Consider the following 1289-nt stretch of genomic DNA (forward strand, 5'->3'; position numbering starts at 1 on the left):
TGATATGATCCCCTCATAGTAGACAGAAAAAAGAAAGGATATTAATCTGTCTACTATGGAGGGGATTTTTTATGGGAGAAATCATGAAAACATACGATGTGACTTTCAAGAAAAAAGCAGTCGATTTACACATGAAAGATGGGATGGGTTTCAAGACGGTTGCTAAAGAATTAGGAATATCTAAATCAATGGTAGCTCGTTGGGTGAAGTATTATGAGGCCGAGGGAATGAAGGGATTGGAAGAAAAACGAGGAAAAGCAACAGGATCTGGCAAGGGCAGACCAAAAAAACGACTTGAAGATCCTGAATCTAAAATCAAACGCCTTGAAGCAGAGGTGGAAATGCTAAAAAAGCTCTTAAAGATGTAAAAGGGGGAATGGATGGGGTACCAACACGCAAGAAGTTTGAAGTTATCAAAGAAATGTCTGCGGGGAATAGTTCTATTCAATTATTATGTCAGATAGCTAGAGTATCTAAAAGTGGTTATTACAAGTGGCTAAAAAGACAAAAAACGCCTTCTGAAAAGCAGTTAAAGGACGAGAGTATGAAAAAAAGAATCATGGAGTGTCATAAAAAACATAGGGGGATTTACGGATACCGGAGAGTACAGATATGGTTGAAAAAAACATATGGATTACATATTAACCACAAACGTATTCAACGCCTTATGAATAAATTGGGGATCCGGGCAGTCATCCGAAAGAAGAAACCATATTACGGAAAGAAGGAAGCATATGTCATGTCAGACAACCATCTGAACAGAGATTTTACGGCTTCCGCGCCTAATCAAAAATGGGTAACGGATATTACCTATTTAATGTTTAACGGTCAAAAACTGTATTTGTCCGCCATTAAAGACTTGTACAATAATGAAATTGTTGCTTACCAAGTCAGTCGAAGGAATGATTTGAAGCTTGTGGTAGACACCCTTAAGAAGGCAAAGAAAAAACGGAATGTAAAGGGAGTTCTCCTGCATAGCGATCAGGGGTTCCAATATACATCCCGCTTATATAACAACCTAATTAAAAAATATCAGATGAAAGCCAGTATGTCCAGAAAAGGTAACTGCTGGGACAATGCATGTATGGAAAATTTCTTTAGCCACTTTAAAACGGAATGCATTTACTTATATTCGTTCAAAACAGCTGAAGCAGTTAAGGACGCTGTATGTAAATACATTCGTTTCTACAACCATCAACGGTTCCAAAAGAAATTAAACAACCTGAGCCCCTATCAATACAGGACTCAGGCTGCCTAGTACCTTTTTAAAAGCTGTCTACTTGACAGGG

2 protein-coding genes are annotated in these 1289 nt (G+C 38.1%); both read left to right on the forward strand.

All coding sequences use genetic code 11. The features are described 5' to 3' along the window. Positions 1-71 precede the first annotated feature (71 nt). Positions 72-368: a transposase gene (locus V7126_RS21580; protein WP_046129823.1), complete on the forward strand. Its 297-nt coding sequence runs from the start codon at positions 72-74 to the stop codon at positions 366-368. A gap of 8 nt (positions 369-376) precedes the next feature. After that, positions 377-1258, forward strand: a complete 882-nt coding sequence (locus V7126_RS21585; RefSeq protein ID WP_335499014.1) for an IS3 family transposase — start codon at positions 377-379, stop codon at positions 1256-1258. Positions 1259-1289 lie beyond the last annotated feature (31 nt).

Origin of the sequence: Bacillus sp. JJ675, from assembly GCF_036963165.1 — a bacterium.
Taxonomy (GTDB): domain Bacteria; phylum Bacillota; class Bacilli; order Bacillales; family Bacillaceae; genus Bacillus; species Bacillus glycinifermentans.